The sequence below is a fragment of the Synechococcus sp. H60.3 genome, from assembly GCF_047462295.1.
Taxonomy (GTDB): Bacteria; Cyanobacteriota; Cyanobacteriia; order Thermostichales; family Thermostichaceae; genus Thermostichus.
In genome coordinates, this window is record NZ_JANSIY010000162.1 from 1 (window position 1) to 4,142 (window position 4,142).

5 protein-coding genes are annotated in these 4,142 nt (G+C 57.7%); 3 read left to right on the forward strand and 2 right to left on the reverse strand.

What is annotated here, in order from left to right:
- Positions 1-12 precede the first annotated feature (12 nt).
- Complete coding sequence (locus tag NW841_RS12145; RefSeq protein WP_414386604.1) at positions 13-1,122, reverse strand: dockerin type I domain-containing protein; 1,110 nt, start codon at positions 1,120-1,122, stop codon at positions 13-15.
- 207 nt (positions 1,123-1,329) lie between these two features.
- On the opposite strand from NW841_RS12145, the gene NW841_RS12150 reads away from it, so the two are divergent.
- Together NW841_RS12150 and rpmB are read left to right on the forward strand one after the other, a co-directional pair.
- Positions 1,330-1,692, forward strand: coding sequence for a hypothetical protein (locus NW841_RS12150; protein ID WP_414366787.1), 363 nt, complete (start codon positions 1,330-1,332; stop codon positions 1,690-1,692).
- Between the two features lie 24 nt (positions 1,693-1,716).
- The gene (rpmB, locus tag NW841_RS12155) at positions 1,717-1,953 is read left to right on the forward strand and encodes a 50S ribosomal protein L28 (protein ID WP_414372729.1); all 237 of its coding nucleotides are present in this window, start codon (positions 1,717-1,719) and stop codon (positions 1,951-1,953) included.
- Positions 1,954-2,026: 73 nt separating this feature from the next.
- Here rpmB and NW841_RS12160 read toward each other — a convergent pair whose 3' ends face one another.
- A complete protein-coding gene (locus tag NW841_RS12160) occupies positions 2,027-2,755 on the reverse strand; it encodes a pentapeptide repeat-containing protein (RefSeq protein ID WP_414378785.1) in 729 nt (242 codons plus the stop codon).
- A gap of 241 nt (positions 2,756-2,996) precedes the next feature.
- Between NW841_RS12160 and gshB the strand changes: the two genes are divergently transcribed.
- The gene (gene gshB / locus NW841_RS12165) at positions 2,997-3,944 is read left to right on the forward strand and encodes a glutathione synthase (RefSeq protein ID WP_414365524.1); all 948 of its coding nucleotides are present in this window, start codon (positions 2,997-2,999) and stop codon (positions 3,942-3,944) included.
- Positions 3,945-4,142 lie beyond the last annotated feature (198 nt).

Here is a 4,142-nt window from a genome sequence, read left to right on the forward strand (position 1 = left end):
TAGCTTGGGCGTTTAGCTGGGGATCTCAATCGTGACATTGGCCAACTGCACATCGTCATAGTCCACCCAGGCCCCACCGTACTGGCCGATTGTGTTACTCCCCAGCGGCACAAAGATATCCAGGGATCCACCAAAAAGCGGGATACTTATCCGAGGGTCGCCGGCGATCCTGCCAGGCTGGATCACCGTTTTGCCAGTGCGCAGGGTAACAGTATTCAGGCCCAGGCGCAGATGCTCTAGCGGCAGAGGGATGCGCAAGCCGTCTCCTCCCAACTGGATCTGCTCTACCTCCACCCCGTTCAAAAGCACTCGCATGGGAGACATGTCGGCATTAGGGATCTGGGATTGTCCGGCCCGATAGGCGGCGGCTGTATCCAACCCAATCAGGGATCCAATCCGCAGAACTGGTGGACGGAGCGGCAGACGTTCTAGGCTGAAGGAGCGGGTCATCTCCCCCCCTTGGGCAGGAGCAAGAAATTGGCCAGCAGCCGCCGACTCAGGCGAATACCGGTTATCGCCTAGGCGGATGACATTGGCCTCCAGCACCAGCGTGCTGTTGGGATCCCAGCGCTCCAACTGTAACTGCCAAGGTCGCTCCCCGCCGGTCTGTCCGCTGCCTGTGCTCTGGGAATAGGGCAAATAGTTCTCCAGCCGCGCCACCAAAATCTCCTCTGCCGGCAGCGGCCCCGGCAGGCGAAACCGCCCCTGGGCATCGGTGCGCACCGCAATCCCGGCTCCCGGAATGGCCACCTCCACGTCGGCCAAGGGCTGCCCTGTCAGGCGATCCACCACCTGCCCAGAGTAGGCAGAATCCAACTGCACCTGTCCCGTGGGCACATCCGTGGCCGCCTGAATGCGCTGCTGCAACATCTGCCAATCGGCTTCTGTAATTCGTCCATCCTGGTCAACATCGGCAGCCCGGATCTGGTCGTCGGTCAACCCCCGTTCTCCGCGCAAATAGGCCCCCAACAGGTTGCGATCCTGCACCGTCAAGCGGCTATCCCCATCCAGATCACCCGGTTGAAAAGGCTGCGCTTGGGCAGAAGACACGCCTATCCAACCCAGAGCAAGGGATCCCAGCAGCAGCAAGAGGGAACGCCCCCATGAGGAGACCCTAGACATAGGCAACTCTCCTGAAAAAAGAGCTAGCCGCAGAGCCGGGAAGGCTTTGTTTACGTTCTAGCGCAGTTCACCGCTTTGCCGCCGGGTTAGCCGAGCCGATTGAGGCTACTCTTGAGCGCATATTTTGCCGATTCGCCCTCTGCCCACTGGGACAGGCCAGAACTCGAAAGCTTGATGGTAAGATGAGCGTGGTGACCTGCTTCTTCTATGGCTCGATACTCCTGCGTGACTCAGCTTATGGGATCAGCCGAGCAGCTAAGCGAAGCGATCCGCGCGGTCTTGGAGCGTTGCCAGCTTACCGTCCTACACAACAGCCCTGACTACTGGGTGGCCGGCGAGCCGCCTGGAAAAAATCCCTACACCAAGCTGGTGACGGTGGAGGTGTTTGTGGATCGCAGCCGCCAAGCCGCTGACGGGTCTGTAGAGGTCACCTGCATCGCCAAAAACGAAGAGCTACCCCTGAGAAGCGTCAACCATTGCCAACAAACCTTTGACCAATTGAGGGCAGAGCTAGCCCAGTTGCAAGCTCAACTGCAGCTTGCTGCTCGACAAAAAGAGGCCATAGAATAGCGAAGCTGAGTTCCCTTGGATCTCATGGCACGTCGCTGCCAACTGACCAACAAAAAACGCAACAACGCTTTCGCCATCTCCCACTCCCACCGGCGTACCAAGCGCCTGCAGGAGGTTAACTTGCAGTGGAAACGCGTCTGGTGGGAGGAGGGCAAGCGGTTTGTGCGTTTGCGCCTTTCCACCAAGGCCCTGAAAACCCTCAAGACCAAAGGGATAGGGGCCATGGCCCGCGAAGCTGGAATCGACCTCAACCAATTTTGAGGGATCAGCCGGTGCCTTGACCTCCTGAGAACTGATCTGCTACGGCTGGCGGGAGAGTGACTTCGGCTACAGCTCACAGCAATCCAAACAGTTTGCGTGACTTGGGCTGGAGCCCCGCCAGCAGAGTGTTGAGGGTATCCCGCTGAGTAAGCTCGTTGGTGCCGCTCGCGCGCTCGATCAAGAACTTGCGCATTTCGTCCGAGAGCTTGGCGTCGGTAAAGTCGGCGCCGACAAAGCTGGCCCCTTCGATTTGGGCCTCTTGTAGGTTGGCCCCCACCAGGAGGGCTTGGTTGAAGTTGGCATGTTGCAACTGACAACTGGCTAGGACGGCCTGGGAGAGGTTGCAGCGAAATAGGTTGGCTTGGCGAAAGTCAGCGGCAAAAAAGTTTCCTTCCGCTAGGTTGGCAGCCACCAAGCTGGCCTCGCGAAAGATGGAGTGGCTGAAACGGCCTTCCTGAAAGCTGCTTTTGTCCAGCTTGGCAGCGGTGAAGTTGCTGTAGTCTCCCAGGGCTTGACTGAAGCTGGATCCCCGGAGGTCGGAGGCAGCGAAGTTGGCCCGCTCCATCTCGGCACGGCGAAAGTTGCATAACCGCAGATCTGCCTGTTGCATACTGAGCGAGCGCAGGTTAGCCCGCGTCAAGTTGGCCTTGGGCATCTGGATGCGGTCGAACAGGCCCCGCGAGAGGTAAGCACCTTCAAGGTTGGCGCCCAACAGGGAGCGCCCTTCTCGCAGGGCTGCTAGCAAGTCCCGCGTGGTTTCAATGCGAACCGGCTCGGAGGGTTGGGGAGAAGAAACACTCACAGACAGACCACTTCTCACAGGCAGGCCAGAAACCTGGTCAACCTGACCGAAACACTGAGGGCTAACAGGGATCCCATCTAATTAAGCTAACGTTTGCATCGCCGGTCGAGGTTAAGGGGATATTAAAGACGGCTCTGCAGCGGTTTAACTTTCTACTACTGCCGAACCGGCCTGCTAGCCGAGAGCAATCCGCTCCAATTTGTTGCATACTCAGGGCAGCTTTTCGTTGCTCAAACCATTCATGCAGGTAGCTTTCATTGTCGATCCGTTGTCTCAGTTGCAGGTGAACCACGACACCAGCGTTGCCTTGATGGAGGCGCTGCAGAGACGAGGCCACCGCATTTTTTGCCTTGGATTGGCTGACCTCTACTGGGATCAAGGGGAAACCTGGGGATCCGTTGAGGAAATTGTGTTGGATCTAGGAGCGGATCCCTGGTACGAGGTCAAAGAACGGCGCTTGTTGCCCTTGAGCCAGATGCAAGCAGTATGGATGCGCAAGGATCCGCCGGTGGACGCGGCCTATCTCTACGCCACCTACCTTCTGGATCATCTCTCCCCCCGCCGCACCCTAGTGCTCAACCATCCTGCCGGGATCCGCTCCGCCAACGAAAAGCTCTATGCTTTGCAATTCCAAGAGTGGATCCCGCGTACCTGCGTCAGCAGCAGCAAGGCCTTGCTACGCCAATTCGTCGAGCAGGTGGGGCAGGCGGTACTCAAGCCCCTGGGCGGCAAGGGTGGGGAAGGGATCCTGCGGATCAACGCCGGCGATCCAAACCTCAATTCCTTAATCGAGCTGAGCACCCAATTCGGTCGGCTGCCCGTGATGGTGCAAGAGTATTTGCCGCAGGCAGCAGCGGGAGATAAGCGCATTTTGCTGCTGGAGGGCGAGCCTTTGGGCGCCGTCAATCGGATCCCTGGGGAGGGGGATTTCCGTGGCAATGTGGCCGCTGGGGGTCGGGTGGAGAAAACCGAGATTGCCGAAAAAGAACGGGCCCTCTGCGCAGCTTTGGCGCCGGTGCTGCGGCAGGAGAAACTCTATTTTGTTGGAATTGATGTCATCGGGGAACGGCTGACAGAGATTAATGTCACCAGCCCAACTATGCTGCGGGAGATCTGCCAGTTAGAAGGGGTTGATTTGGCTGATCAAGTGGCCCAGTGGCTAGAGAAGAAAGTGCCGATCAAAGCGTAAACTACCCCACATCCCCTTCCGAGGAATCTGGTCATTATCCAACAGGTACCCTCTCCAAACTTGGCATTAAGTTCCTCTCCAGCCACTTTCTCCCTTTGAGCTCCCCTGCAAGAGCATAAATGCTACAGCCTGTTAATTTAAAATAGGGTACAGGTTTTAAGAGGAAGGAGAGAAGGGAATGCCAACCCATTCTTTGGA